The organism is Streptomyces sp. BJ20, assembly GCF_022869105.1.
GTDB classification, from domain to species: domain Bacteria; phylum Actinomycetota; class Actinomycetes; order Streptomycetales; family Streptomycetaceae; genus Streptomyces; species Streptomyces griseoincarnatus.
On sequence record NZ_CP094918.1, the window covers coordinates 6464321 to 6490138 of the forward strand.

A 25818-nucleotide genomic window follows, 5' to 3' on the forward strand; every position below is an offset into this window, starting at 1 on the left:
CACCCCGTGCGCCGGTGTCCTCCGGGGTGGTCAGCCGACCTTCTCGAACCGGTCCTCGTCGCGGTCCGCGATCGCCGGGTTCCCCTTCCTGAGCACGGTCCAGCCGACGCCCAGGGCGACGGCCCAGCCGGCCGCGACGTAGAGACAGACGCGGGCGTCCGCGTCCGCCGCGATCATGACGGTGACGCCGAGCAGGAAGGCCAGGGCGACCCAGCTGAACAGGGCGCCGCCGGGGGCGGGGAAGGACGAGGCGCGCAGCCGGCCGGCGTCGACGGCGCGGCGGTAACGGATGTGGCTGACGAGGATCATCATCCAGGTCCAGATGCCGGCCGCGGTGGCGACGGAGGTGACGTAGGCGAACGCCTTCTCCGGGACGACGTAGTTGAGGATCACGCCGATGCCCATGAGGGCCACGGAGACGGTGATGCCGACGGCGGGCGTCCTGCGGGCGTTGAGCCGGGCGAAGGCCCTGGGGGCCTCGTTGTTGGCGGCGAGGCCGCGCAGCATCCGGCCGGTGGAGTACATGCCGGAGTTGCAGGACGACAGGGCCGCGGTGAGCACGACGAAGTTGACGATGCCGGCGGCGAGCGGGATGCCGATCTCGCCGAAGGCGTGCACGAAGGGGCTCTCGCCGGCGGAGAACTCGGTCCACTTGACGACGGAGAGGATCACCAGCAGGGCGCCGACGTAGAAGACGATGATGCGCCAGGGCAGGGTGTTGATGGCCTTGGGCAGGGTCTTCTCGGGGTTCTCGGACTCGCCCGCGGTGACGCCGACGAGCTCGACGGCGAGGTAGGCGAACATGACGCCCTGGAGGGTCATCAGGCTGGAGCCGATGCCGTTGGGGAAGAAGCCGTCGTGGGACCAGAGGTTGGAGACGGCGGCGGTGTCGCCGGCGTCGGAGAAGCCGAGGGTGAGCACGCCGAGACCGATGACGATCATGCCGATGATGGCGGTGACCTTGATCATCGAGAACCAGAACTCGACCTCGCCGAAGATCTTGACGGAGATCAGGTTCACGCCGAACAGCACGACGAGGAAGACCAGGGCGCTGACCCACTGCGGGATCCCGGGGAACCAGAAGTGGATGTAGATGGCGGCGGCCGTCAGCTCGGCCATGCCGGTGACCACCCACATCAGCCAGTACGTCCAGCCGGTGACGAACCCGAAGAACGGGCCGAGGAACTCGCGGGCGTACTCGGCGAAGGAGCCGGAGACGGGCCGGTAGAGGAGGAGCTCGCCCAGGGCCCGCATGATGAAGAAGATGACCACGCCCGCGAGGGCGTACATGAGGATGATGCTGGGGCCGGCCTTGGCGATGTTCGCGCCGGCGCCCATGAACAGGCCGACGCCGATCGCGCCGCCGATGGCGATCATCTGGACCTGGCGGCTGCCGAGCCCGCGCTCGTACCCCTCTTCGGAGGCTTCGGTGACCTTCGCAGAGGTCATGCGTAGTGCGCCTTTCTCCATGCCGACCCGGGCCGACTGTCGGCCGCGGATCGGGTCTCGATCCCCCCGGACTGATGGAGCTGGGCGGACGCGCGGGTCCGCCCGTGCCTGGCCGGCGGTGACCGGCTCGGTGGCGCACCCGGCCGAACGTTCGGGTGGCGTTCGCCGGGCGGTCGTGAAGGTCTATCACGGGCGACGGGACGGCCGACTGCCCCGCTTGTGACGTGGCGCACAGGAAAAGGGGGACAAACGCGGCCCGGAGACGGAAAGGCGGTGGCTCGTTTGACGGAACCGTTAAGCGGATTTGAGCGACCGTTGAGCGAACATTTGCGCACAAGTTGCAGGTCAAACCGGAAACGGAAAGGGCCCGTCCGCACCGGCGCGCGGTGCGGACGGGCCCCTGGGGCCGGAAGGGACGCTCAGGGCGCCTTGGCCGTCTCCGGCTCCGCGGGGCCGGCGTCCGCCTCCGCCGCGCCCGAGTGGCGGTTGCGGACGTAGGTGAGGAAGGAGTTCAGCTCACGCTTGACGACCGGGGCCAGCAGGTAGAGGCCGATGATGTTGAACACGGACAGCAGGAACAGCGCCGAGTCGGCCAGGCTGATCAGCGAGTCGAGCGAGAGCAGCGAGCCCGCGATCACGAAGACGCTCCACACCGCCTTGAAGACGGTCTCGCTCACCTTGCTGCGGCCGAAGAGGTACGTCCATGCCTTCAGACCGTAGTAGCCCCAGGTGAGGATCGTGGAGAAGGCGAACAGCAGCACCGCGACGGTCAGCAGGTTCGGGAACCAGGGCAGCACGGTCTCGAAGGCGTCGGAGGTGATCGTGACACCGCCGATCTCGTTGCCCTCGCGGGCCGCGTCCCAGCTGGCGGGGGCCGCGATGACGATGGTCAGCGCGGTCATGGTGCAGACGACGACCGTGTCGATGAACGGCTCCAGCAGGGCGACCAGGCCCTCGCTCGCCGGGTGCTTGGTCTTCACCGCGGAGTGGGCGATGGGCGCGGAGCCCAGACCGGCCTCGTTGGAGAAGGCGGCGCGCTGGAAACCGACGATCAGGGCGCCGATGACACCACCCGCGACACCCTCCGCCTCGAAGGCGCCCTGGAAGATGGTGCCGATGGCGTCGGGCACGGCGGTCACGTTGACCAGGATGACGACCAGACACGCCAGGACGTACATGATCGCCATGGCCGGCACCAGACGGCTGGTGACCGAGGCGATGGAGCGGATGCCGCCGAGCAGCACGAGACCCACCAGGGCGGCGACCACGAGACCGAACAGCACGGCGCCCGCGGAGGACGCCAGGAAGCCGTCCTCGCCGCCGAAGGTGGAGGAGATCTGCGCGTAGCTCTGGTTGGTCTGGAAGAGGTTGCCGCCGAACAGACCGAAGAACAGGATCATCACGGAGGCGAGGACCGCGAGCACCTTGCCGAGCTTGGCGCCGCCGCGGCCGAAGCGCTCGGCGAGACCCTTGGGCAGGTAGTGCATCGGACCGCCGGAGACGGTGCCGTCGGGGTGCTGCTCGCGGTACTTCACACCGAGGGTGACCTCGACGAACTTGGTGGCCATGCCGAGCAGGCCGCAGAGGATCATCCAGAAGGTGGCGCCGGGGCCGCCGATGGAGACGGCGACGGCCACACCGGCGATGTTGCCGAGGCCGACGGTGCCGGAGACGGCGGCCGTGAGCGCCTGGAAGTGGTTGACCTCGCCGGGGGAGTCCTTCTCGTCGTAGCGGCCCCGCACGACGTCGAAGGCGAGCTTGAGCTTGCGGGCCTGGATGAGCCCGAACCAGGCCGTGAAGACCAGGCCGGCGATCACCAGCCAGGCGACGATCAGGGGGAGGTCCGTCCCGGCGACGGGAACGGTGTAGAAGACGATGTCGCCGACCGTGGTCGCGACAGGGTCGAAGAAATCGCTGACGGCGTCGTCAATGGTCGTGGTGATGGAGTCGAGTGACATCGAACTTCCTCAGGTGGGGCGGGGTCGTTCCGGCAGGTGAGGAGTCGGGGACGGCTCAGGCATGGCCCGCGTTCCGGTCCGGCGACGGCGGTAGGGGACGCCCCCGGGGGAGGGGGCCGCGTCCGTGTCGGGCAGGCGTGCACACCGGTGATGACCGGCTTCGTTGCTCACATCCGCGTCGGCGGCGCAAGCGGGTTGCGAATTCTTACCACGCCCTTACGGGCCTCCGCGTGACCCAGATCACATAAAATTGCCCCCGCGGCACAAATCCGCAGGGGCGGTGACACGATCGTTATTCGGACTTGAGGTTCTTCTGAGCGAACGCTTCGCATCACTTTCCGGTCATCCGGATGTCTCTACGGCGTCAGCGTCGAGACGAGCGTCTCCTGAAGACCACCCAGCCAGAGGTACGCCATCACCATCGGCTTGCGCGGATCCTCGTCCGAGAGGTGGAACAGCACGTCACTGTCGTCCTCGTCGGTGATCTCCAGCCGGGCGCCGATCGCCAGGCGCAGGTCGTTCAGCGCGCCGAGCCAGCGCACGGACTCCTCCGGCGTCAGCTTGAGCACCGCCTCGCCCTCGCCGGCCGCGGCCCTCAGCCCGTCCAGGGAACGGATCACCGCCAGCGCGTTCTCCCGCTTGCCGGCCCGCAGGTCGTTCTCCGTGTAGCGGCGGAACTCGGCGGAGTACGCCCGCTGCTCCTCGGCCTTCTCGGGCCGCTCGGTCCCCTCCGGGTCGACGTAGGCGTCGGGGAAGAGACGGCGCAGCACCGGGTCGGAGGGCGGCTCGCTGGGGCCCTCGGCGAAGAGCTCCGCGAGCGGGTCGCCGCCGGACTCCTCGGCCGGGCCGGGGCCGATGATCTCCATCAGCTGCACGGCGAGCGAGCGGATGATGGAGATCTCGACGTCGTCGAGGGCGACGGCCGCGCCGCCGCCGGGGAGCGGTTCGAAGTGTCCTGGCATGGAGGCGATTCGCTACTTCCGGTCCTGCGGGCGGGGTCGGGCCACGTCCCGGGCGGTCATGTCCGGCTTCACTTCCGGTCGTGCTGGAGGGTCGCCCACAGGCCGTAGCCGTGCATGGCCTGGACGTCGCGCTCCATCTCCTCGCGGGTGCCGCTGGAGACGACGGCCCGGCCCTTGTGGTGGACGTCGAGCATGAGCTTGGTGGCCTTGTCCTTGGAGTAGCCGAAGTACGACTGGAAGACGTACGTCACGTAGCTCATGAGGTTGACCGGGTCGTTGTGGACGATCGTGACCCACGGGACGTCGGGCTCGGGTACGGCGAAGGCCTCCTCCGCCGACTCGGTGCGTTCGATCTCCAGGGGTGCGGGTGACGTCACACTGCCCATGCTGCCACCGGAGGGGGGTGGTCGCACAAACCGGCCCGCTCACGACCGCCCCGGCAGCTAAATCGTCAGACTGACGAAATGGGGGTACCATCCTCGCCATGGACACAGCGGACCTTGGGTTGCCGGTGAATGTTCCGTCGACGGCACTCTTCACCGACCAGTACGAACTGACGATGCTGCAGGCGGCGCTGAAGGCCGGCACGGCCGAGCGGCACAGCGTGTTCGAGGTCTTCACCCGGCGGCTGCCGCACGGCCGCCGCTACGGCGTCGTGGCGGGCACCGGCCGGGTGCTGGACGCGGTGGAGAACTTCCGCTTCGACGAGGGCCTGCTGCGCTTCCTGCGCGAGAAGGCCGTCGTCGACGAGGAAACGCTGGACTGGCTGGCCGGCTACCGCTTCTCAGGCGACGTCTGGGGCTACCCGGAGGGCGAGGTCTACTTCCCCGGCTCGCCGGTCATGCGGGTGGAGGGCAGCTTCGCCGAGTGCGTGCTGCTGGAGACGGTGATCCTGTCGATCCTCAACCACGACTCGGCCATCGCCGCCGCGGCCTCCCGGATGTCGTCCGCCGCCGGCGACCGGCCGCTGATCGAGATGGGCGCCCGGCGCACCCACGAGCTGGCCGCCGTGGCCGCCTCCCGCGCCGCCTACATCGGCGGCTTCTCCTCCACCTCCGACCTGGCGGCCGGCTTCCGCTACAACATCCCCACCGTCGGCACCTCCGCCCACGCCTTCACCCTGCTGCACGACACCGAGCGGGACGCCTTCCGCGCCCAGGTGGACTCCCTCGGCGCGGGCACCACCCTGCTGGTGGACACCTACGACGTGACCGAGGCGGTCCGCGCGGCCGTGGAGGTCGCCGGGCCCGGGCTGGGCGCGGTGCGCATCGACTCCGGCGACCTGCTGCTGGTGGCCCACCGGGTGCGGCAGCAGCTCGACGAGCTGGGCGCACGCGACACGAAGATCGTCGTCACCTCGGACCTGGACGAGTACGCCATCGCCTCACTGGCCGCCGCGCCGGTGGACGCGTACGGGGTGGGTACGCAGCTGGTGACCGGCTCGGGGCACCCGACCTGCTCGATGGTCTACAAGCTGGTCGCGCGCGCCGAGTCCGCCGGCCCGGAGGCGCCGCTGGTGCCGGTGGCGAAGAAGTCCACCGGCGGCAAGACGTCGATCGGCGGCCGCAAGTGGGCCGCGCGGCGGCGGGACGCGGACGGCGTCGCCGAGGCCGAGGTGATCGGCACCGGTGAGGTCCCGCCCGAGCTGGCCGACCGGCAGCTGACGGTGCCGCTGGTGCGGGGCGGCGAGGTGGTCGCCCGCGAGCCGCTGGACGTGGTCCGCGACCGGCACGCCGCCGCCCGCGCCGGTCTCCCGCTGTCCGCGACACAGCTCTCGCGCGGGGAACCCGTCCTTCCGACGGAGTACGTGCACCTGCCGTCGGGTAGCTAAAGGCAAGCCACGGCGCGAGTCCCCCGTCCGTCGCTCCGCCCCCGGGGCCCGAGGCACGCCCGCCCGGCCCCGCCGAATCCATCCGTCCGCCCAGAGCCGAAGGACACCGACCATGCGCCGCGCACTGATCGTCGTAGACGTGCAGAACGACTTCTGCGAGGGGGGCAGCCTCGCCGTCGCCGGCGGCGCCGACGTGGCCGCCGCCGTGACCGAGCTGATCGGCCAGGCACCGGCCGGGTACCGGCACGTGGTCGCCACCCGGGACCACCACGTCGACCCCGGCGACCACTTCTCCGACCGCCCCGACTTCCGGCGCTCCTGGCCCGCCCACTGCGTCGCCGGCACCGAGGGCGTCGGCTTCCACCCGAACTTCGCGCCCGCCGTGACCTCCGGGGCGGTCGACGCGGTCTTCGACAAGGGGGCGTACGCGGCGGCCTACAGCGGCTTCGAGGGCGCCGACGAGAACGGCACGCCGCTCGCCGAGTGGCTGCGGGAGCGGGAGGTCGACGAGGTGGACGTCGTGGGCATCGCCACCGACCACTGCGTACGGGCCACCGCGCTGGACGCGGTCCGTGAGGGCTTCCGCACCCAGGTGCTGCTCGACCTCACCGCGGGCGTGTCCCGGGAGACCACCGAGCGGACGCTGGAGGAGCTGCGGGAGGCCGGCGTGGAGCTGTCCGGCAAGCCGGTCGTGCGGTGAGCCGGGTCAGGCGGAGGCGGCCGGTCAGGCGGGGGCGGCCGGTCAGGCGGGGGCGGCCGGGCGGATGATCAGCGCCCGGATCGGGTGCCACAGCTCCACCGACAGCCCGCCCCCGGCGGGCGCCGTGCGCCATATCAGGCCGTCGGGATGGTGCAGGACCGCCGTGATCTCGTCGGGTGTGGGCGGCGCGGTGTTCCCGCGCAGGTAGACGGCGCGCAGGCCCAGGTTGCGCAGCCTGGTCAGGGCGCGCGCCCGGTTCTGCGCGTGGACCAGCACCCGTACCCCGGCCGGTGCGTCGGCGGCGGGGCTGGGCAGGTTCAGCGCCACCACCACCGTGCCGTTCGGCAGCTTGCAGAAGCCTCCTGCGGCCATGCGGTCATACCCCCGTATCAGCAGGTGTCAATAAGAGAGCCACAGGAGGCACCTAAACACGGATCGGCGGTGACCCGCCAGGGGGTCACCGCCGATCATGTGCTGACCTGCGAGAACGCTATTTACCGGCCTGCGGGGCCCACCTCGAGCTCGATCGTGGAGCCGTCCTTGGCTTCCTTCTTGATCTTGATCTTGGTGTTGGTGTCAGTGACCTGGACGCTGCCGGTCGGGTTCGCCGGGTCCCAGTAGGTGTTGGTGCGGTCGTTGAAGACCGACACACCCTTCGAGGACGGGATGTACCGGGCGACGTCCGCCTTGTGCAGGGTGATGGCGTCGGTGCGGAACTTGCTGAACGTGGCGTCGTAGGTCTGGATGCGGTTGCGCATCAGGGTGCCGTCGGACCACTTGAGCGCGGTCGGGTGGGAGTCGATCGGGAGGATCAGACCCGTGCCCGGGTGCACGCTCGTGTTGTTGTCCTGCTGGGAGGTGTCCCACTTCCAGATCAGCAGGCCGTTCTGGTACGCGTAGTGCTCGACCCAGTCCGGACGGCTGTTCGCGAAGCCGAAGTTGTACGGGCCGACCTTCAGCGTCTTGTCGTACGAGACGTACTGCCGGTTCTCGGCGATGTAGTACTGCTCGTAGTCGTTGGTGAACGACGCGCCGATGCGGGAGAAGCCCTTCGCCGTCCAGGCCTCGTCGGCCGTCTCGGCGTTGTCCGTGAAGAGCGCGGTGCCGTCCGCCGTCACCGTGATCGCGTCGGCCGCGAAGCCCTTCAGGGCGACGCCGCCGTCGGTCTGGTAGCGGAAGCGCAGGTCGATCTTCTGGCCCGCGTAGGCGTCCAGCGGGTACACGAGCTTCTTGAAGCCGTCGACCGTGCCGTGCAGGGCCGGCTTGTCGCTGCCGTCCCGCGGGATCGGCTGACCGTCCACCGTGCCGTCCAGGGCGGTCCAGTTGGCGCCGCCGTCGGTGGACACCTCGGTGTAGAGGAAGTCGTAGTCGGACTCGATCTCGTACCAGCCGTCCAGGGACAGCTCGGCCGACGACCTGCCGGTGAGGTCGACGCTGCGGGTGAGCGTGTTCCGCAGGTCGTCACCGCTGCCGCTCCACCACTGGGTCCGGCCCTCGGCCGGCTCCACGATCTCGGTGGTGACGGCCTTCTTCGGGAGCTGGACGACCAGCGCCTGCTTGTGCTTGGTGTTGTACTCGGCGACGCCCAGCTTGTGCCAGGAGTTGACGCCGGCCTTGGCGGTGTCGTAGTTCAGCCAGCCGAGCTGCAGCTTGTCCCAGGCGGTCATGTCGCCGGGCAGGTTGCCGATCTCGTTCTTGCCGGTGCCCAGCCAGGAACCGGACGACATCAGCGTCCAGAAGCCGGTGGCGTTCTCGCCGCCCTGGGTGTCGTAGAGGTCCGGCAGGCCGAGGTCGTGGCCGTACTCGTGGGCGAAGACGCCGAGTCCGCCGTTCTCCGGCTGGATGGTGTAGTCGCCGACCCAGATCCCGGTGTCGCCGATCTGCGTGCCGCCGAGCTTGTTGTTCTCGGGGCCGGTGGCGCCGGCGTCGGTGCCGAAGGCGTACCAGCGGTGGGCCCAGATCGCGTCCTCGCCCTGGGCGCCGCCGCCGGCGGACTCGTCCTCACCGGCGTGCACGATCTGGAAGTGGTCGATGTAACCGTCGGGCTCGTTGAAGTCGCCGTCGCCGTCGAAGTCGTAGCGGTCCCACAGGTCGTACTGGGACAGCTGCGCCTTGATCTGGGCGTCGGTCCGGCCGGCGGCCTTCTGCTGCTCGGCCCAGGCGGTGACGCCGTCCTGCACCGCGTACCAGGCGCAGTTGTCGGGCACACACTTGTTGGAGCCGTAGCGGGCCTCGTTGTAGGGCACCTTGACCCAGTCGGAGACCTCGCCGTCCACCGAGTAGCGGCCCGAGGACTGCTTCTCGAAGTACGTCTTGACCGAGTCGACGCCCTTGCCGGACCCGAAGTACAGGTCCTCGAAGTGCTGCTGGTCGTAGTCCGCCTGCCAGGCCGTGGAGTTGTCCACCTCGCGGTCCGGCTTGGCGATCTGGTTGTGCAGGGGGCCCGGGGTGCCGCCGTAGCGGCTGTCGATCTTGTCGCCGAACTCCACCAGGATGGTGAAGATCTTGTCGGTCTTCTCCCGGCCGAGCTCGACGTACTTGCTGTCGCCCTTCTTGCTCTTCAGCTGGACGACCTTCGAACCGTCACGGTTCTTGACCGACGTCCTGCCGGAGAGCACCTGGTTGAGTGCCTCCTCGCGCTGGGCCGCCTGCGTCTTGGAGAGCGGGCCCTCGAGGTCGTGGTCGACGTGGTTGTTCGACGCCGGGTCGTGCCTGTCCACGGCGCTGGGACGGTCGGCCGGGTCGGCCGAGTCCGCCTGCGCCACGGTGAACGCAGAGCAGGTGGCGGTGGCCGCCGCAAGGGCCACGCCTATCGCGGCCGCTCTGAACGTCCAGGGTCTACTGGTCACTTGAGATCCCCTCCCGCGTGCCTGCGCGCGGCCGAAGGAGGTTCCGTCTATGGAAGGTCCCGCGCGCACGTGATCAACGCGTGTAGTCAAGTGACGTCATTTGACTAGAGGTTCGGCAGAAAAAACAGACCTTGACTTGGACAGATCAAACACGTTATGCGGAGCGGCGGTTCGCATTGCGGACAGTTCCGCGCGAAACCCCGGAGGATACGTCTGTCCAGCCGTGTGCGGGGCGTCATGAATCCGTGCGCCCCCTGTGCATCGGCCCTGTAGGTCAGGTCACGCTTACCGTCCGTTCCCCTCGGGCACTCTCGCGGTTAGAGTCGCTTGGCGGAACCGCCCTTGAGCCGGCGGAAAGCCAGGCCGACAGCCCCCGACTTCCGAGGACACGATGGCCATGCCCCGTCCGACTGCCGCTCAGTTCGCCTACGGCTCGTGCGCCGTGATCCTGTCGGCCTTCGCGTTGCTGCTGCTGTCCGGGACGAGTTCCGGCGCGGGCGTCGCGGCGGTCGCCGTCGTGTCGCTCGCCCTGGGACTCGTGGTGGCCGTGCGCGTACCGGGCCCCCGGTCCCGGCGCCCCGCCGTGACCCGGCCCGCGACGCCGCTCCCGGTGCGGGCCACGGTGCCGTCCCCGTCCCGCGAGCAGGTCCGCGAACCGGTCCACGAGCGGGCGGCGTCCTGACGCCCAGCCCGCGCGCGGCGTCCTGACGCCCAGCCCGCCCGCCTGAGGCGGTCTCCGGCCGCGTGGCCGGAGCGGCGGCCGGGCCTCACCGGGCCGAGACCACGACGGTCCTGGCCGCCTTGTCGTGCAGTCCCTGCTTGTAGGGCCGGTCGAAGTAGCTCCAGCCGCCCGCGATCGCGGTCCACACGCAGGCGCAGCAGAAGGCGAACGGCAGCCACAGCACGGCCGCGCGGATCAGCGCGGTCTGCACGGAGGGGTTGGAGCCGTCGGCGAGGTCGGCCACCCGCATGCCCAGCCACTTCTTGCCGAGGGTGCGGCCGAAGCGGACGGCCATGAAGGTGTCGTACGCGATGTACAGGGCGGCGGCGATGACCGACTGGGCGAAGCCGTTGCCGACGTTGACCTGGTCGCCGTCGAAGTTGTACTCGCTGACCCCGACCGGCCAGGTGAGCAGCCAGACGACGATGCCGACGAGGACCATGTCGATGATGCGGGCCAGCGTGCGCCGGCCGCTGTCGGCGAGCGGGGGCATCCCGGCCAGCGGGTCGCCCGGCTGGCCACCGTAGGGGCCGCCGCCCGGCCCGCCGCCGTAGGGACCGCCGGGTCCGCCCCCGTACGGGCCGCCGCTCCCGCCGTAGGGGCCGCCCGCTCCCCCGCCGCCGTAGGGCCCCGAGGCGCCGCCGCCCTCGTGGGGGTGGCTGCCGCCCTGCCCGGGCGGGGGCGTGGCGCCAGGGGTGTCGTACGGGGAACCGGAGCCCGGGCCGGGGGCGCCCGGCGGGGGCTGTTTCCTGAACGGGTCGTCGTCCGGCGGCTGCTGCTGCTTCCGGAACGGGTCGTCGTCCGGCTGCTGCTGACCGGGGCCGGGGGGCGGTTCGGTGGTCATGCCCCCGATCCGATCCCGAACCCCGCAGCCCCGCATCCGGCGGGCCGCCGTCCGGAGTACCGGGCCGCCGCCCGCCGGGCCGGCACGCCGTCAGGCCGCCGCGTCGCGCGGCGGCGTCGGGCGCGGGTGTCAGGCGCGGGTGTCAGGCGGCGGCGACGAAGGTGTGCGCGGCCTTGTCGTGCCAGCACTGGCGCCAGGGCTTGTCGAACAGGCACCACAGCACGCCGACGGCCCCGACCACGAGCAGTCCGGGCACGCAGTAGACCAGCCAGCGCCGCAGCGCCGCGCCGAACCCCGGGGCCTCGTGCGCCTCGATGTCCCGCACCTCGATACCCATGAGCCTCTTGCCCAGCGTGCGGCCCCATTTGACGGTGGGCAGCACCTCGAGGAGCACCCCGGCGAGCAGCAGGACGGCGAGGACGATGCCGAGGTGGACGGCGGTGGTGCCGTCGATCAGCCACACCGTGACGGTCCGTCCGGACAGCTTGGCCGCCTCGATCTTCGCGTCGACGTGGTCCAGGGCCTTCATGCCGAGGGGCACGGCGGCCGCGGCGGTGACGGCGCCGAGGACGACCGTGTCGAGCAGCCGGGCGGCCAGCCGTCGGCCCAGCGTGGCGGGCCGGGCGGCGGCCTGGCGGCGGGCGGCGGCCTGGAACACGTCGTCGACCGGGGGCTTCCAGGGCGCGGCCTGCGGTTCCGGAGTGGCGCCCGCGAGCCGGTGCACCTGCTGCGGCCAGGAGGGCTGCCCGCCCCCGGGGCCGGTCGTCAGCGGCGTCGAGGCGGCCGGGGCCGCGGCCGGCTGGCCCGCCGGGGCGGAAGCGGCCGGGGAGGGTGCGGCGGCGGGTCCTGCGGTCTGCGCGGGTACGGCGGGCGCGGTGGCCTGCTGCGGGCCGGACGGAGGGGTGGCGGGCGCGGACGCCGACGCGGCGGCGGTACGCTCGGCCGCCGCCTTCCCGGCGGTGAAGCCGGGCCGTCCGGCGCCGGGCGCGTTCGTCTCCCCGGCGCGCGGGGGGACGGCGCGGAAGGTCATGGTGCCCTCGTCGGGGGACGCCGCCGCGCCGCCGGACGGGGCGGGCTGCCGCGCGGGGTCGGCCGTCGGCCTGCGGAAGACGAACGTCCCGTCCGCCCGCGGGGCGTCCTGGGAGGCGGCCGCCGCTTCGGACGCGGCCGGGCCGCCCTGCGCCGCCGCCGAGTCGTGCGGGACGCGGGGGTCGGCGCCCGCGGTGCCCCAGGAGACCTTGCGGTCCTGGTCGCCGCCGAAGCCGGACTGGCGGGAGCGGTCGGCGCCCCAGGCGGAGGCGGGCTCGGGCCGGCTGCCGTGCTGGGCGTCGGCCGGGGACGAGGCCGCCGGGGCGGGCGCGTCGTCCGGGTCCTCGTCGAAGAAGTGCGGGCCGGTCTCCTCCACGGACGGCACGGCCGGAGCGGCGCCGGAGGAGGCGGCCGGTGCGGCGCCGGGCGGCGGGGCGAGCGGCTCTCCGTCGGCGGGTGCCGGACGGCTGGTGCCCGGCACCCAGGAGGCGCCGTTCCAGTACCGGACGTATCCGGGAATGGAGGGGTCCGGGTAGTACCCCTCGCGGGGCCTGTCGTCTCCGGGTGCCGGGGTTGGGGCGCTCATGTCCGTCGTCCCGTATCTGCTCGAGGGATGGGTCGGGGGCCACCACATCTATCAGACGGGCGGGGGCCGGACGTCCCGTCCGGCCGGACCCCACCCCTTTCGGGCACCTTCTCGTTCAGAAGAGCTTGCCCGGGTTCAGAATGTCGAGCGGATCGAACGCGCGCTTGACGGCCCGCTGCATCTCCATGGACACCGGGCCGGCCTCCCGCGCCAGCCACTCCTTCTTCAGCACACCCACGCCGTGCTCGCCGGTGATGGTGCCGCCGAGTTCCAGGCCGAGCGCCATGATCTCGTCGAAGGACTCGCGGGCCCGCCGGGACTCGTCCGGGTCGGAGGCGTCGAAGCAGACCGTCGGGTGGGTGTTGCCGTCGCCGGCGTGGGCGACGACGCCGATGGTCAGCCCGTGCTTCTCGGAGATCCGCTCGACGCCCTCGATCAGCTCGCCGAGCCGGGAGCGGGGCACGCACACGTCGTCGATCATCGTGGTGCCCTTGACGGCCTCCAGCGCGACCAGGGACGTCCGGCGGGCCTGGAGCAGCATCTCCGACTCGGCGGCGTCCTCGGCGGGGACGACCTGGGTGGCGCCGGCCTCCTCGCACAGGGCGCCGAGGGCGGCGAGGTCGGCGGCGGGGTCGGTGGTGTCGAACGCGGCCAGCAGCAGCGCCTCGGTGGACTCCGGCAGGCCCATGCGGGCCATGTCGTTGACCGCCTTGACGGTGGTGCGGTCCATCAGTTCGAGGAGGGACGGCACGTGACCGCCGGCCATGATCCGGCACACCGCGTCGCTCGCGGCGGCGCCGGAGGCGAACTCGGCGGCCAGCACCAGCTGCTCCGGCGGCTTGGGCCGCAGCGCGAGGACGGCGCGGACGACGATGCCGAGGGACCCCTCGGAGCCGACGAACAGGCGGGTCAGGTCGTAGCCGGCGACGCCCTTCACGGTGCGGCGGCCGGTGGTGAGCAGCCGCCCGTCGGCGAGGACGACGTCCAGGCCGAGGACGTACTCGGCGGTGACGCCGTACTTCACGCAGCACAGGCCGCCCGAGGCGGTGCCGATGTTGCCGCCGATGGTGCACATCTCCCAGCTGGAGGGGTCCGGCGGGTAGGCGAGGCCGTGCTCGGCGACCGCGCGGGAGAGGGCGGCGTTGATCACGCCCGGTTCGACGACCGCGATCCGGTCGACCGGGTCGATCTCCAGGATGCGGTCCATCTTGGTCAGCGAGAGCACGATGCAGCCGTCGGTGGCGTTGGCGGCGCCGGACAGGCCGGTGCGGGCGCCCTGCGGGACGACCGGCACGCGCAGCTCGGTGGCGGTGCGCATCACGTGCTGGACCTGCTCGGCCGTCCGGGGCAGCACCACCACCGCGGGGCTGCCGGCCGGGCAGAAGCTCGCCATGTCGTGGGCGTAGGAGGCCGTGACGTCCGGGTCGGTGAGGACGGCCTCCGCGGGCAGGCCGCCGAGCAGCCGGTCGACGAGAGGTCCGGCCGCCACCGTGTCTTCATCGCGTCGCGCTTCGATACGGCTCATGATCACAGCGTGGCACCCGGGGCCATCGGTGTGAACCCCATGAGGGCGGCCGGGCCCGTCCGGAGTGTGATGATCATACGTAGGCAGGGTGTGACGCACAGTGTGCGCCATGGACGACAAGCCTCGTGCGCGCCGGCGGAGGTACCGCCGCGCCCTGCTCGCCTCGGCCGCCGGCACCGCCGTGCTGGGCGGGGTCCTGGTGACGCTGCCGTGGGGCGGGCAGGCGCCGCCCCCGGCGCCCACCCCGCAGGAGCGCGCCCTGGCCGCGGTGACCAGCGGCGTCCCGGCCGCGCTGCCCGACCTGGAGGCGCTCGCCGCCGAGCGCGAACGGCATCTGCGGAAGCACCCCCGGGACGCCCGCGCCTGGGCCGAGCTGGGCGCGGCCCAAGTGGAGCAAGGGGTGCGGCTGGCCGACCCGCGGTACTGGCCGCGCGCCGAGAAGGCGCTGCGCACCGCGCTGGAGGTACGGAAGGACAACGTGCCGGCGCTGCGGGCGATGGCCGTGCTGGCGAACGCCCGCCGCGACCACGCGAGCGCCCGCGCGTGGGGCGAGGCGGCGCGGAAGCTGGAGCCCGGACGGTGGACGACGTACCCGCCGCTGATCGAGGCGTCCGCCGGGCTCGGCGACGACGAGGAGACCGGCCGGCTGCTGGAGAAGCTCATGGAGCTGCGCTCGGGCCCGGCGGTGATGGTGCGGGCGGCGGCCGTCTACCGGGACCGCGGCTGGCGGGAGGACGCGGCGGCGAAGATCGCGGACGCCGCGTCGGCCGCCGGGGAGCCCGTCGAGCGCGCGGCCTACCTGGAGCGGGCCGGGCAGCTCGCCTGGGAGCGCGGCGACCGGGAGGACGCCCTGCGTCACTTCCGGGAGGCGGTGCGCACCGACCCCGACCAGCGGGCGGCCCAGGCCGGGCAGGGCAGGGCGCTGGCGGCGCTGGGCCGCACCACGGAGGCGCTGAGCGCGTACCGCACGGCGTTGGCGAGGCATCCGCGGCCGGAGTACGCGCTGGAGCTGGGCGAGCTGTACGAGTCGCTGGGGATGCGGTCGGCCGCCGAGGTGCACTACGCGCTGCTGCGGGAGCGGGTCCGGCTGGCCGCCGCGCACGGCGCGGACGAGGAGCTGGTGCTGGGCCGGTTCGAGGCCGACCACGGGGACGCGCGGGCGGCGGTGCGGCGGCTGCGGGCGGAGTGGGAGCGGCACCCGTCGACGGAGGTCGCGGACGCGCTGGGCTGGGCGCTGCACCGGGCCGGTGAGGACGAGGAGGCTCTGCCCTTCGCGGTGCGGGCCACGGAGGGCACGAAGGGCGGGGGCGTGCGCAGCGCGCTGTTCGCCTACCACCGGGGGACGATCGAGCGATCCCTGGAGCGGTACGGGGCAGCGCGCCGCCATCTGACGGAGGCGCTGCAGATCAACCCCTGGTTCTCGCCCCTGCACGCGCCCCGAGCGAAGGAGGCGCTGGCCCGCCTGGGTGAGCCGTCCGTCCAGGCGGGCCCCGAGTCCTCCTGAGGGCGCGGGCGGGCGGCGCCTACAGGTTGCCGCGCTTGGCCTGCTCGCGCTCGATCGCCTCGAACAGGGCCTTGAAGTTGCCCTTGCCGAAGCCCATGGAGCCGTGGCGCTCGATCATCTCGAAGAAGACGGTCGGGCGGTCCTGGACCGGCTTGGTGAAGATCTGCAGCAGGTAGCCGTCCTCGTCGCGGTCGACGAGGATCTTCAGCTCGCGCAGCGTCTCCACCGGCACGCGGGTCTCGCCCGCCCACTCGCCGAGGGTGTCGTAGTACGAGTCCGGGGTGTCCAGGAACTGCACGCCGGCGGCGCGCATCTGGCGGACGGTGTGCACGATGTCGTTGGTGTTCAGCGCGATGTGCTGGACGCCGGCGCCGCCGTAGAACTCCAGGTACTCGTCGATCTGGGACTTCTTCTTGGCGACGGCGGGCTCGTTGATCGGGAACTTGACCTTGAGCGTGCCGTCGGCCACGACCTTGGACATCAGCGCGCTGTACTCGGTCGCGATGTCGTCGCCCACGAACTCCTTCATGTTCGTGAAGCCCATGACCTTGTTGTAGAACTCCACCCACTCGTTCATGCGGCCGAGCTCGACGTTGCCGACGCAGTGGTCGACGGCCTGGAAGGAGCGCTTGGCCGGCGGCTCGACCATCGGGGCGGCGGAGACGTAGCCGGGCAGGTAGGGGCCGTCGTAGCCGCCGCGCTCGACCAGGGTGTGCCGGGTCTTGCCGTAGGTGGCGATGGCGGCCAGCACGACGGTGCCGTGCTCGTCCTTCAGCTCGTACGGCTCGGCGACGGAGGTGGCGCCGTGCTCGATCGCGTACGCGTACGCGGCGCGGGCGTCCGGCACCTCGATGGCGAGGTCGATCACACCGTCGCCGTGCGCGGCCACGTGGTCCTCGAGGAAGGCGCCCCACTCGGTGGACCGCTTGATCACCGAGGTGAGGACGAAGCGGGCCGAGCCGCTCTCCAGCACGTAGGAAGCGGTCTCGCGGCTGCCGTTCTCCGGTCCGGAGTAGGCGACGAGCTGCATGCCGAAGGCGGTGGAGTAGTAGTGCGCCGCCTGCTTGGCGTTGCCCACGGCGAAGACGACCGCGTCCATTCCCTTGACCGGGAAGGGGTCTGCCTGCCGTGCGGTGTCGGGAGCGGTGTGTGTGGTCTGCGTCATAGGGGCAGGGTGGAACAGCCCTGCAAGGTGCGCAATAGTTCGCTCATTCACTGGGCAACATGTTCAGCCGAACGCCCGTACCGGCGGGCTTTCTGTACAGGATGACCACTGGGGAGAGCGGTATGGCGATCGATCATCTGGACGGGCGGATCATCGTGCTGCTGGCGCGTGAACCGCGCATCGGGGTGCTGGAGATGTCCCGTCGGCTGGGGGTGGCGCGCGGGACCGTGCAGGCCCGTCTGGACCGGCTTCAGTCGAACGGAGTCATCCGCGGATTCGGCCCGCAGGTGGACCCCGCGGCCCTCGGCTACCCGGTCACCGCGTTCGCGACCCTGCAGATCAGACAGGGTCAAGGAGCCGACGTCCGGGCCCACTTGGCGACCGTGCCGGAGGTGTTGGAGCTGCACACCACCACCGGCACGGGGGACATGCTGTGCCGCCTCGTGGCTCGCTCGAACGCCGATCTTCAGCGGGTGATCGACCGCGTCGTCGGCTTTGATGGCATCGTCCGGGCGTCCACGGCGATCGTCATGGAGAACCCCGTTCCGCTGCGGATCATCCCGCTGGTGGAGCAGGCCGCGCTCGGTGAGTGACCGGACCTGGCCGAGCTGGGGGTGAGCGGATGTGAACTTCTGGGAGTACCTGGAGAGCCGGCACCAGCAACTGCTCGTCGACGCCTACCAGCACGCCAGCGTCGTCTTCCAGTGCATGGTGGTGGCCACCGCCCTCGGGGTGGTCATCGGCATCGTCACCTACCGCAGCGAGTGGGCGGGCAACCTCGCCACCACCGTCACCGCGACCCTGCTGACCGTCCCGGCGCTGGCCATGATCGGCCTGCTCATCCCGATCGTGGGGCTGGGCGTGCCGCCGACCGTGATCGCGCTGACCCTGTACGGGCTGCTGCCCATCGTGCGGAACGCGATCGTGGGCCTGCGCGGGGTCGACCCGGCGCTGGTGGACGCGGCCACCGGCATCGGCATGTCCCGGCTGTCCCGGCTGGTGCGGGTGGAACTGCCGCTGGCGTGGCCGCCGATCCTCACCGGGATCCGCGTCTCCACACAGATGCTGATGGGCATCGCGGCCATCGCCGCCTTCGCCTCCGGACCCGGCCTCGGCAACCTGATCTTCCGCGGAATCGCCTCCCTGGGCAGCAAGAACGCGCTGAACCAGGTGCTCGCCGGCACCCTCGGGATCATCGTCCTGGCCCTGCTGTTCGACGCCGCGTACGTCCTGATCGGACGGCTGACCATCTCCAGGGGGATCCGTGCCTGAGCCGGAGACGACCGAGGCCGCTCCCCGGTCGGTCGGGGCGACCATCGAGCTGGAGGGCCTCACCAAGCGCTACCCGGGCAGCGACCGGCCCGCCGTCGACAACGTCAGCATGGAGATCGGAGCGGGCGAGACGGTGATCCTCGTCGGCCCCTCCGGGTGCGGGAAGTCCACCACCCTGAAGATGATCAACCGGCTGATCGAGCCGACCGGCGGCCGGATCCGCATCGGCGGCGAGGACGTCACCGACATGGACCCGGTGAAGCTGCGCCGCACCATCGGTTACGCGATCCAGGCGAGCGGGCTGTTCCCGCACATGACCGTCGCGCAGAACATCGCCCTGGTGCCGAAGATGCTGCGCTGGCCGTCCGGGCGGGTGCGGGACCGGGTGGAGGAGATGCTGGACCTGGTCGGCCTGGACCCCGGCGAGTTCCGCGACCGCTATCCGCGCCAGCTCTCCGGCGGCCAGCAGCAGCGCGTCGGCGTGGCGCGGGCGCTGGCGGCGGACCCGCCGGTGCTGCTGATGGACGAGCCGTTCGGCGCGGTCGACCCGATCACCCGGGACCACCTCCAGGACGAACTGATCCGGCTCCAGCGGGAGCTGCACAAGACGATCGTGTTCGTCACCCACGACTTCGACGAGGCGATCAAGATCGGCGACCGGATCGCGGTGCTGCGCGAGCAGTCCCACATCGCCCAGTTCGACACCCCGGAGGCGATCCTCACCAACCCCGCCGACGACTTCGTGTCCGGCTTCGTCGGCGCGGGCGCGGCGCTGAAGCGGCTCAACCTCACCCGGGTCGGCGACGTGGCCATCACCGACTACCCGACGGTGGGCGTCGACGACCCGCTCGACGAGATCTCCGCCCGGCTGCGCTCCGCCGGCACGGACGAGGTGCTGGTGCTGGACAAGCGCGGCCGCCCCTACAAGTGGCTGCGGCGCGGCGACATCGTGCGCGCCCAGGGCTCCCTGGCCCGCGCGGGCGTCCTGGTGCACGACACGGTGACCCGCGACGCCACCCTGCGGGACGCCCTGGAGGCGGTGCTCACCGACAACACGGGCCGCGTCGCGGTGACCGGGCGGCGCGGCGCGTACGAGGGTGTCGTGGACGTGGAGACGCTGATGAACTCCGTGCACGAGCTGCTGGAGGCGGACCGGCTGGAGGCGCGGGAGTCGCAGGCCGGCCTGGAGGAGCAGCGGTCCGCGCAGACGCACGCCGAGCAGGAGGGCGCGCACCCCTCGGGCGACCGCGGGGAGGCGCAGGCGTGAGGACCTCCGAGGGGCGGCGGCCCGGCGATGGGCCCGAGACGCGCGAGGACACGGGACCGGACGCGGAGGAGGCCCCTCCCCCGGTCCGCCCGGCGGTGGCGCCGACGCGCGTGACCTGGCAGAAGCTGACCCTGCTGCCGCTGCTGCTGATCGCCGTGCTGCTGGCGACCTGGCTGTGGTTCGAGCAGGCCGACCTGGACGCCCTCACCCGCAACGCGCTGTCGGACGGGCGGGTGTCGAAGGCGCTGTGGCAGCACATCGAGCTGACCGCGATCTCGACGTTCTTCGTGCTGATCATCGCCATTCCGCTGGGCATCCTGCTGACCCGGGGGCAGGCCGGCCGGGCCACCCCGGTGGTGATGACGCTCGCCAACATCGGCCAGGCCACCCCGGCGATCGGCCTGCTGGCGCTGCTGGTGATCTGGCTCGGCATCGGCCGCCGGGCGGCCCTGATCGGCATCATCGCCTACGCCGTGCTGCCGGTGCTGTCCAACACCATCGCCGGGCTGCGGGCCAACGACCCGGCGCTGCTGGAGGCCGCGCGCGGCATCGGCATGTCCCCGGTGGGCGTGCTCACCCGGGTGGAACTGCCGCTCGCCGTGCCGCTGATCCTCGCGGGCGTGCGCACCGCGCTGGTGCTGAACGTCGGCACGGCGACGCTGGCCACCTTCGGCGGGGGCGGCGGACTCGGCGTGCTGATCACCACCGGGATCACCAGCCAGCGGATGCCGGTGCTGGTGGTGGGGTCGGTGCTCACCGTCGCGCTGGCCCTGCTGGTGGACTGGCTGGCCTCGCTGGCGGAGCTGCTGCTGCGGCCGCGCGGACTGGAGGCCGGGCCGTGAGCGGGCGTCCGGGGGTGCGGTCGGCGCTGGCGGCGGTGCTGCTCGCGGTGGTGTCGGGGTGCGGGCTGACCAGCGGGTCGCCCATGGTCGACGACGTGGAGCCGGGCACGATCGGCCGGGGGAAGCCGCTGGAGGGCGCCGATCTCACCGTCACCTCCAAGGAGTTCACGGAGCAGCTGATCCTCGGCGCGATCATGGGGATCGCCTTCCAGGCGGCGGGCGCGGAGGTGGTGGACAGGACGGGCATCCAGGGCTCGGTCGGCTCGCGGGAGGCGGTCGTCAAGGGCGAGGCGGACGCCGGGTGGGAGTACACGGGCACAGGGTGGATCACGTACCTGGGCAACAGCAGACCGATCCCCGACCCCCGGGAGCAGTGGCGGGCGGTGCGGGACGCGGACCTGAAGAACGGCGTGACCTGGCTGGAGCCGTCGGAGCTGAACAACACGTACGCCCTGGCCATGAACCAGGCCAACTACGAGCGGTACCGCACCCGCACCCTGTCGGAGGTCGCGGAGCTGTCGAAGACCGACCCGGGCGCGGTGACGCTGTGCGTGGAGGGCGAGTTCGCCAACCGCGCGGACGGACTGCCCGGCATGCAGAAGGCGTACGGGATGAGCGTCCCGGCGGGCAACATCACGCAGATGGACTCCGGGATCATCTACACGCAGACGGCCGAGGGCGCCTGCACCTACGGCGAGGTGTACACCACCGACGGGCGGATCAAGTCCATGAACCTGGTGGTGATGGAGGACGACAAGAATTTCTTCCCCAACTACAACGCGGCCCCGACCGTGAACAGCAAGACGCTTGAGGAGTGGCCGGCGATCGCCGAGGTGCTGGCCCCGGTCACGGAGAAGCTGGACAACAACGTGGCGCAGACCCTCAACGCCCGGGTCGACGTCGACGGGGAGGACCCCCACCAGGTCGCGCTGGACTGGATGGTGGCCGAGGGGTTCGTGCAGGAGGGGTAGCGGGGGTCAGCAGGCGGGGACCTCGCCGGCGCCCTTCTCCAGGGCGACCAGCGCGTCCACGGCGCCCTCCAGCGTGGTCACCGGAACCAGGCGCAGCCCCTGGGGCAGTTCGGCCTTGGCCTCGGCGCACTCGTCGCGCGGGACGAGGAAGACGGTGGCGCCGTCCCGCTTGGCGGCCTGCGTCTTCAGCGGCACGCCCCCGACCGCGCCGACCCGGCCCTCGGCGTCGATGGTGCCGGTGCCGGCCACGACCCGGCCGCCGGTGAGGTCGCCGCCGCTGCCGTCGCCGTCCAGTTTGTCGACGATGCCGAGGGAGAACAGCAGTCCGGCGCTCGGGCCGCCGACGTCGGCGAGCTTCAGGGTGACGTCGATGCCCTGGTTCTCGCGGCCCAGGTACGTCAGCGCGGCCCGGGTGGCCTCGTCCTGGGACTCCTTCATCTGCTTCCGGTTGAACTGCTCGATCTCCTGGACGTCGTCCCCGCTGGGGTAGACGGCGTCGCGGGGCATGACCGCCTCGTCCGTGCTGAACCAGCTGTCGATCACCTGCGGCAGGCTGACGCGGGTGTCCGGCGAGGTCGCCTCGATGGTGGTCATCCGCAGCTGGCCGGTGGTCTCCCGTACGGGGGCGCCGGAGACGGTGATGACCTGCTGCCCCTTGTTCTCGCCGAGCACGTCGGCCGTCAACCCGGGCTGCGCCACGGAGAAGGGCAGCGGCGCGAGCACGGCGGTGGCCAGCAGCGCGGCGGCCGGGGCGGCGCAGACGGCCAGGGCCTGGGGACGTGTGAGGCGAGTGAGCACGGAGCCAATCTAACGTGACGGGCGTGGCACCCGGCCGGGGAGCCCACGGGGGCGGATCCGCCGGGGTGGGCGCCCCCGCCCGGTGCGTACGGTCAGCGCAGGGCCTCGGCGACCTCACGGGCTGCCTCCACCACCCGCTTGCCGACCCGTTCCGGCACGACGTCCGCCAGCATGACGACGCCCACGCTCCCCTCGACGCCCGTGACACCCACGAGCGGCGCGGCCGCCCCGCAGGCGCCGGTCTCCAGCTCGCCGTGGGTGAGGGTGTAGCCGGGGTCGCCGGGGGCCTTCTGCCGGGCGGCGAGTATCGCCTTGCCCGCGGCGCCGCGGTCCAGCGGATGCCGGAACCCGGCCCGGTAGGCCACGTGGTAGTCGGTCCACGACGGCTCCACCACCGCCACGGCGAGGGCCTCCGCCCCGTCGACCAGGGTCAGGTGGGCGGTGGCGCCGATGTCCTCCGCGAGAGACCGCAGCGCCGGCATCGCCGCCTCCCGGACCAGCGGGTGCACCTGTCGTCCCAGCCGCAGCACGCCGAGGCCGACGCGGGCCCTGCCGCCGAGGTCGCGGCGGACCAGCGCGTGCTGCTCGAGCGTGGCGAGCAACCGGTACACGACGGTCCGGTTGACGCCCAGTTTCTGGGAAAGCTCGGTGACGGTCAGCCCGTGATCCGTGTCGGCGAGCAGTTTCAGGACCCGTAGGCCCCTGTCGAGCGTCTGAGAGGTCTCCGCGGTCACGACGCCCACTCCTTCAGTGGTGAGGTCGACGGCCCCCTCGCTGCAGGTGCGTCACCGGTCCCGGCGGTCACGCGCTTCAGAGGGCCGCCGATCGGCCGGCGGCCCGGACCAGTCCCGGGCACAGTCGCTTCACGGCTGCGCTCCGCGGCGGCGCTGCCACGGGGCGTGTGCGTAGCGGGACAGTAGCGAGCCGGTCCCGCTGAGCGGAAGGCTCCGTCCAGAATCCGGTCACCAGTTGAACAAACTGGTCACTTTTGTCCCGGTACGCTCACGAGGGGACCGCTCCCCGTCGCTTCCCCGTCCACACGTGACGCACAGGCGTCTCACCGCATGCGGGTGGCCCACTCCTGCACCTTGGCGATCCGCTGGCCCAGCTGTCCCGCCGTCGCCTCGGCGGACGGCGGACCGCCGCACACCCGGCGCAGCTCGGTGTGGATCACGCCGTGCGGCTTGCCGCTCTGGTGGGCGTAGGCGCCGACGAGCGAGTTGAGCTTCTTGCGCAGCTCCATCATGTCCTTGTGGGAGACCACGGGCCGCCGCTCGGCCGGAAGTTCGAGCAGGTCGGCCTCCTCGGCCGGCTTCTTCCTGCTGTGCGCGATCTGCCGTGCCTGCCGCTTCTGGAGCAGCAGCTGCACCTGGTCCGGCTCCAGCAGGCCGGGGATGCCGAGGTAGTCCTGCTCCTCCTCGCTCCCGGGGTGCGCCTGCATGCCGAAATCGGCCCCGTTGTACGTCACCCGGTCGAAGACGGCGTCGGACTCCAGCGCCTCGAAGGGCAGCATGTCCTGCTCGCCGGTGTCCTCGTCCTGCTGCTTGTTCGCCTCGTCCATCTCCTTCTCGGACTCGGCATAGGGGTCCTCCTCGCCCTCCTTCTTGGGCTTGTCGAGGACGTGGTCGCGCTCGCGCTCCATCTCGCCTGCGAAGCCGAGCAGGTCCGGCACGGTCGGCAGGAACACGGACGCGGTCTCGCCGCGCCGCCGGGACCGCACGAAGCGGCCGACGGCCTGGGCGAAGAAGAGGGGCGTGGAGATGGTGGTGGCGTACACGCCGACCGCGAGGCGCGGGACGTCGACGCCCTCGGACACCATGCGGACGGCCACCATCCAGCGGTCGTCGCTCGCGCTGAACTCGTCGATCCGCTGGGACGCGCCGGCGTCGTCGGAGAGGACGAGGGTGGCCTTGTGGCCGGTGATGTCGCGGATCAGCTTGGCGTAGGCGCGGGCGGAGTCCTGGTCGGAGGCGATGACCAGGGCGCCGGCGTCCGGGATGGCCTTCCTGACCTCGGTGAGCCGATGGTCGGCGGCGCGCAGCACGGACGGCATCCACTCACCGCGCGGGTCGAGGGCGGTGCGCCAGGCCTGGCTGATCGCGTCCTTGGTCATGGGCTCGCCGAGCCGGGCGGCGATCTCGTCGCCGGCCTTGGTGCGCCAGCGCATGTTGCCGCTGTACGACATGAAGATCACCGGACGGACGACGCCGTCGGCGAGGGCGGAGCCGTACCCGTAGGTGTAGTCGGCGGACGACCGGCGGATCCCGTCGTCGCCCTCCTCGTACGTCACGAACGGGATGGGGTTGGTGTCCGAGCGGAACGGCGTACCGGTCAGCGCGAGCCGGCGGGTGGCCGGCTCGAACGCCTCCAGGCAGGCCTCGCCCCACGACTTGGAGTCACCGGCGTGGTGGATCTCGTCCAGGATCACGAGCGTCTTGCGCTGCTCGACGCGGTTGCGGTGCAGCATGGGGCGCACGCCGACACCGGCGTACGTGACGGCGACGCCGTGGTACTCCCTGCCGAGCGGGCCCGCGCTGTACTCCGGGTCGAGCTTGATGCCTATGCGGGCGGCCGCCTCCGCCCACTGCTTCTTCAGATGCTCGGTGGGCGCGACGACGGTCACCTGCTGCACGACGTGGTGGTGCAGCAGCCAGGACGCCAGCGTCAGCGCGAACGTGGTCTTTCCGGCGCCGGGCGTGGCGACCGCGAGGAAGTCACGGGGCTGAGCCTGGATGTACTTGTCCATCGCCCCCTGCTGCCAGGCGCGCAGCTTGCCGGCGGTACCCCAGGGGGCACGGCCGGGGAAGGCCGGGGACAGGTGGTGCGAGGCGGTGCCGGCGGTGGTAGTCACGATCTCCGGGGGGGTGGGTCGGCGCATCTGCGTGGGACAACCGGGCCACCCTACCGATGCGGCGGTGACGCACATGCCGCTACGCGGCCGTCCCGCCCGAGGGTGGGACCCACATCACAACCGCCTCAGCCGCCGCGCGATTTCTCCCACATCACTCTCCGCCCCCGATGCCACATCGACGACCAGCGTGTACGCCGTGTCCTGGTCCACGCCCGCGAGGTCGACCCCGTTCACCGCGAGGAAGGTGGCGGTGGCCAGCCACGCGGTGCGTTTGTTGCCGTCGACGAACGGGTGGTTCGTCGCGACGGCGTGGAGGAGGGCCGCGGCCTGCTCGTGCAGATCCTCGTACGCCGCGGTGCCGAACATCCGGGCGCGTGGGCGGTGCACGGCCGAGGCCAACAGCCCCGGCTCCCGGGTCTCGGGCGGCTGCCCGCCGAAGGCGACCTCGGCGATGGCCGTGACCTCGTCGACGGTGAGGTGCCGGGTCATTCGCCGAGCCTCCTCAGCAACTCGGCGTGCTGCCGCGCGATGCGCTCGGCGACGACACGCACCAGCGTGCCCTCCTCGTGCAGGTGGCGGCGCAGCGCTTCCCGCGCGACCTCCTCCGGGGCGCGGTCCTGCGCGTCCGCGAGGTCGTGGAGAGCTTGGTGTACGTCGGGGTCGAGGCGGAGAACCAGTTCGGACATGGCGGGAG

The 25818-nt window shown here is 71.8% G+C and carries 24 protein-coding genes; 9 read left to right on the plus strand and 15 right to left on the minus strand.

Annotated features, from left to right (window positions below; translation table 11 throughout):
• Positions 1 to 30: 30 nt before the first annotated feature.
• From MTR79_RS29165 to clpS, 4 genes are all read right to left on the minus strand, one after another.
• Positions 31 to 1449, minus strand: a complete 1419-nt coding sequence (locus MTR79_RS29165; RefSeq protein ID WP_244792364.1) for an amino acid permease — start codon at positions 1447 to 1449, stop codon at positions 31 to 33.
• 419 nt (positions 1450 to 1868) lie between these two features.
• Positions 1869 to 3407, minus strand: a complete 1539-nt coding sequence (locus MTR79_RS29170) for an alanine/glycine:cation symporter family protein (RefSeq protein ID WP_086701793.1) — start codon at positions 3405 to 3407, stop codon at positions 1869 to 1871.
• A gap of 356 nt (positions 3408 to 3763) precedes the next feature.
• Positions 3764 to 4369 carry a DUF2017 domain-containing protein gene (locus MTR79_RS29175; RefSeq protein ID WP_086701795.1) on the minus strand — a complete coding sequence of 202 codons (606 nt, stop codon included), beginning with the start codon at positions 4367 to 4369 and terminating at the stop codon, positions 3764 to 3766.
• Between the two features lie 68 nt (positions 4370 to 4437).
• Positions 4438 to 4755 carry an ATP-dependent Clp protease adapter ClpS gene (gene clpS / locus MTR79_RS29180; RefSeq protein WP_244792366.1) on the minus strand — a complete coding sequence of 106 codons (318 nt, stop codon included), beginning with the start codon at positions 4753 to 4755 and terminating at the stop codon, positions 4438 to 4440.
• Positions 4756 to 4853: 98 nt separating this feature from the next.
• On the opposite strand from clpS, the gene MTR79_RS29185 reads away from it, so the two are divergent.
• Together MTR79_RS29185 and MTR79_RS29190 are read left to right on the plus strand one after the other, a co-directional pair.
• Positions 4854 to 6200 carry a nicotinate phosphoribosyltransferase gene (locus tag MTR79_RS29185; protein WP_086701796.1) on the plus strand — a complete coding sequence of 449 codons (1347 nt, stop codon included), beginning with the start codon at positions 4854 to 4856 and terminating at the stop codon, positions 6198 to 6200.
• Positions 6201 to 6312: 112 nt separating this feature from the next.
• On the plus strand, positions 6313 to 6900 hold the full coding sequence (locus MTR79_RS29190) for an isochorismatase family protein (protein WP_244792368.1): 588 nt from the start codon (positions 6313 to 6315) through the stop codon (positions 6898 to 6900).
• 42 nt (positions 6901 to 6942) lie between these two features.
• Here MTR79_RS29190 and MTR79_RS29195 read toward each other — a convergent pair whose 3' ends face one another.
• The gene (locus MTR79_RS29195; RefSeq protein WP_086704997.1) at positions 6943 to 7272 is read right to left on the minus strand and encodes a hypothetical protein; all 330 of its coding nucleotides are present in this window, start codon (positions 7270 to 7272) and stop codon (positions 6943 to 6945) included.
• 122 nt (positions 7273 to 7394) lie between these two features.
• Positions 7395 to 9749, minus strand: a complete 2355-nt coding sequence (locus tag MTR79_RS29200) for an immune inhibitor A domain-containing protein (protein ID WP_086704998.1) — start codon at positions 9747 to 9749, stop codon at positions 7395 to 7397.
• Between the two features lie 397 nt (positions 9750 to 10146).
• Between MTR79_RS29200 and MTR79_RS29205 the strand changes: the two genes are divergently transcribed.
• On the plus strand, positions 10147 to 10431 hold the full coding sequence (locus MTR79_RS29205) for a hypothetical protein (protein ID WP_086704999.1): 285 nt from the start codon (positions 10147 to 10149) through the stop codon (positions 10429 to 10431).
• An 85-nt stretch (positions 10432 to 10516) separates the two neighbouring features.
• Here MTR79_RS29205 and MTR79_RS29210 read toward each other — a convergent pair whose 3' ends face one another.
• The 3 genes from MTR79_RS29210 to MTR79_RS29220 form a co-directional block, all read right to left on the minus strand.
• Positions 10517 to 11314, minus strand: coding sequence for an RDD family protein (locus MTR79_RS29210; protein ID WP_244792371.1), 798 nt, complete (start codon positions 11312 to 11314; stop codon positions 10517 to 10519).
• A gap of 142 nt (positions 11315 to 11456) precedes the next feature.
• A complete protein-coding gene (locus MTR79_RS29215) occupies positions 11457 to 12929 on the minus strand; it encodes an RDD family protein (protein WP_244792373.1) in 1473 nt (490 codons plus the stop codon).
• Between the two features lie 115 nt (positions 12930 to 13044).
• A complete protein-coding gene (locus tag MTR79_RS29220) occupies positions 13045 to 14460 on the minus strand; it encodes an FAD-linked oxidase C-terminal domain-containing protein (protein ID WP_244792375.1) in 1416 nt (471 codons plus the stop codon).
• A 103-nt stretch (positions 14461 to 14563) separates the two neighbouring features.
• Between MTR79_RS29220 and MTR79_RS29225 the strand changes: the two genes are divergently transcribed.
• A complete protein-coding gene (locus MTR79_RS29225; RefSeq protein ID WP_244792377.1) occupies positions 14564 to 15958 on the plus strand; it encodes a tetratricopeptide repeat protein in 1395 nt (464 codons plus the stop codon).
• 19 nt (positions 15959 to 15977) lie between these two features.
• Here the strand turns inward: MTR79_RS29225 and hppD are convergent, their stop codons facing one another.
• Positions 15978 to 17123, minus strand: coding sequence for a 4-hydroxyphenylpyruvate dioxygenase (gene hppD, locus MTR79_RS29230; protein WP_048460562.1), 1146 nt, complete (start codon positions 17121 to 17123; stop codon positions 15978 to 15980).
• 122 nt (positions 17124 to 17245) lie between these two features.
• Between hppD and MTR79_RS29235 the strand changes: the two genes are divergently transcribed.
• From MTR79_RS29235 to MTR79_RS29255, 5 genes are all read left to right on the plus strand, one after another.
• Positions 17246 to 17716 carry an Lrp/AsnC family transcriptional regulator gene (locus tag MTR79_RS29235; RefSeq protein ID WP_048460563.1) on the plus strand — a complete coding sequence of 157 codons (471 nt, stop codon included), beginning with the start codon at positions 17246 to 17248 and terminating at the stop codon, positions 17714 to 17716.
• A 31-nt stretch (positions 17717 to 17747) separates the two neighbouring features.
• The gene (locus MTR79_RS29240) at positions 17748 to 18395 is read left to right on the plus strand and encodes an ABC transporter permease (protein WP_086702242.1); all 648 of its coding nucleotides are present in this window, start codon (positions 17748 to 17750) and stop codon (positions 18393 to 18395) included.
• Positions 18388 to 19662, plus strand: coding sequence for a betaine/proline/choline family ABC transporter ATP-binding protein (locus tag MTR79_RS29245; protein ID WP_122212670.1), 1275 nt, complete (start codon positions 18388 to 18390; stop codon positions 19660 to 19662). Before MTR79_RS29240 ends, MTR79_RS29245 begins: the two co-directional genes overlap by 8 nt.
• Before the next feature lie 95 nt (positions 19663 to 19757).
• Positions 19758 to 20504: an ABC transporter permease gene (locus MTR79_RS29250; protein WP_238695878.1), complete on the plus strand. Its 747-nt coding sequence runs from the start codon at positions 19758 to 19760 to the stop codon at positions 20502 to 20504.
• Positions 20501 to 21475 carry a glycine betaine ABC transporter substrate-binding protein gene (locus MTR79_RS29255; protein ID WP_244792379.1) on the plus strand — a complete coding sequence of 325 codons (975 nt, stop codon included), beginning with the start codon at positions 20501 to 20503 and terminating at the stop codon, positions 21473 to 21475. Before MTR79_RS29250 ends, MTR79_RS29255 begins: the two co-directional genes overlap by 4 nt.
• A gap of 6 nt (positions 21476 to 21481) precedes the next feature.
• Here the strand turns inward: MTR79_RS29255 and MTR79_RS29260 are convergent, their stop codons facing one another.
• From MTR79_RS29260 to MTR79_RS29280, 5 genes are all read right to left on the minus strand, one after another.
• Positions 21482 to 22273, minus strand: a complete 792-nt coding sequence (locus MTR79_RS29260; protein ID WP_189365209.1) for a S16 family serine protease — start codon at positions 22271 to 22273, stop codon at positions 21482 to 21484.
• Between the two features lie 92 nt (positions 22274 to 22365).
• The gene (locus MTR79_RS29265; RefSeq protein WP_086702234.1) at positions 22366 to 23007 is read right to left on the minus strand and encodes a helix-turn-helix domain-containing protein; all 642 of its coding nucleotides are present in this window, start codon (positions 23005 to 23007) and stop codon (positions 22366 to 22368) included.
• A gap of 323 nt (positions 23008 to 23330) precedes the next feature.
• Positions 23331 to 25151, minus strand: coding sequence for a DEAD/DEAH box helicase (locus MTR79_RS29270; RefSeq protein ID WP_244792381.1), 1821 nt, complete (start codon positions 25149 to 25151; stop codon positions 23331 to 23333).
• Between the two features lie 87 nt (positions 25152 to 25238).
• Positions 25239 to 25613, minus strand: coding sequence for a type II toxin-antitoxin system death-on-curing family toxin (locus MTR79_RS29275; RefSeq protein WP_244792383.1), 375 nt, complete (start codon positions 25611 to 25613; stop codon positions 25239 to 25241).
• Positions 25610 to 25810: a hypothetical protein gene (locus tag MTR79_RS29280; protein ID WP_244792385.1), complete on the minus strand. Its 201-nt coding sequence runs from the start codon at positions 25808 to 25810 to the stop codon at positions 25610 to 25612. The genes MTR79_RS29275 and MTR79_RS29280 overlap by 4 nt, the downstream gene beginning before the upstream one ends.
• Between the last annotated feature and the right edge of the window lie 8 nt (positions 25811 to 25818).

Coding starts and splice junctions, on each gene's coding strand:
- MTR79_RS29225 (WP_244792377.1), top strand. CDS start 14,564: ATGGACGACAAGCCTCGTGCGCGCCGGCGGAGGTACCGCCGCGCCCTG.
- MTR79_RS29190 (WP_244792368.1), top strand. CDS start 6,313: ATGCGCCGCGCACTGATCGTCGTAGACGTGCAGAACGACTTCTGCGAG.
- MTR79_RS29165 (WP_244792364.1), bottom strand. CDS start 1,449: ATGACCTCTGCGAAGGTCACCGAAGCCTCCGAAGAGGGGTACGAGCGC.
- clpS (WP_244792366.1), bottom strand. CDS start 4,755: ATGGGCAGTGTGACGTCACCCGCACCCCTGGAGATCGAACGCACCGAG.
- MTR79_RS29185 (WP_086701796.1), top strand. CDS start 4,854: ATGGACACAGCGGACCTTGGGTTGCCGGTGAATGTTCCGTCGACGGCA.
- hppD (WP_048460562.1), bottom strand. CDS start 17,123: ATGACGCAGACCACACACACCGCTCCCGACACCGCACGGCAGGCAGAC.
- MTR79_RS29205 (WP_086704999.1), top strand. CDS start 10,147: ATGCCCCGTCCGACTGCCGCTCAGTTCGCCTACGGCTCGTGCGCCGTG.
- MTR79_RS29175 (WP_086701795.1), bottom strand. CDS start 4,369: ATGCCAGGACACTTCGAACCGCTCCCCGGCGGCGGCGCGGCCGTCGCC.
- MTR79_RS29270 (WP_244792381.1), bottom strand. CDS start 25,151: ATGCGCCGACCCACCCCCCCGGAGATCGTGACTACCACCGCCGGCACC.
- MTR79_RS29280 (WP_244792385.1), bottom strand. CDS start 25,810: ATGTCCGAACTGGTTCTCCGCCTCGACCCCGACGTACACCAAGCTCTC.
- MTR79_RS29170 (WP_086701793.1), bottom strand. CDS start 3,407: ATGTCACTCGACTCCATCACCACGACCATTGACGACGCCGTCAGCGAT.
- MTR79_RS29210 (WP_244792371.1), bottom strand. CDS start 11,314: ATGACCACCGAACCGCCCCCCGGCCCCGGTCAGCAGCAGCCGGACGAC.
- MTR79_RS29215 (WP_244792373.1), bottom strand. CDS start 12,929: ATGAGCGCCCCAACCCCGGCACCCGGAGACGACAGGCCCCGCGAGGGG.
- MTR79_RS29195 (WP_086704997.1), bottom strand. CDS start 7,272: ATGGCCGCAGGAGGCTTCTGCAAGCTGCCGAACGGCACGGTGGTGGTG.
- MTR79_RS29275 (WP_244792383.1), bottom strand. CDS start 25,613: ATGACCCGGCACCTCACCGTCGACGAGGTCACGGCCATCGCCGAGGTC.
- MTR79_RS29235 (WP_048460563.1), top strand. CDS start 17,246: ATGGCGATCGATCATCTGGACGGGCGGATCATCGTGCTGCTGGCGCGT.